The organism is Hymenobacter terricola, from assembly GCF_017921975.2.
Classification (GTDB): Bacteria; Bacteroidota; Bacteroidia; order Cytophagales; family Hymenobacteraceae; genus Hymenobacter; species Hymenobacter terricola.
In genome coordinates this window covers 1-306 of sequence record NZ_JAGEMO020000038.1, presented here as the reverse complement: position 1 = coordinate 306, position 306 = coordinate 1, and the positions used below count along the sequence as shown (strand labels likewise).

1 protein-coding gene is annotated in these 306 nt (G+C 61.8%); it reads right to left on the bottom strand.

Annotated features, from left to right (window positions below):
- On the bottom strand, window positions 1-306 hold a 306-nt coding region (locus J4G38_RS19070), incomplete at both ends, for a T9SS type B sorting domain-containing protein (protein ID WP_226163563.1).

Sequence of the window (306 nt, the reverse complement as noted above, 5' to 3'; positions counted from 1 at the left end):
CGCACAATCTCAACCCAGCCTTTGTAGGTGCGCCGGGTGTTGGCGAAGTCGGCGAACTCCACTTCGGCCAGGTAATAGTAAATGCCGTCCACCACCTTGGCCCCAATGCCGTTCGACTCGCCCACCGGGCCCCCGCCGTCCCAGTTTATCAGGATACGGTCGTTGGCGGTGGTGGTGTTTTCGAAGACTTTCACGCCCCAGCGGTTGAAGGCCTTGAAGTGGATGCTGCGCACCGGGCTGTTGTTCCTGGGCCGGAACACGGCGTTCTGCCCGTCGCCGTTGGGGGTGAAGATGTTGGGCAGCTTG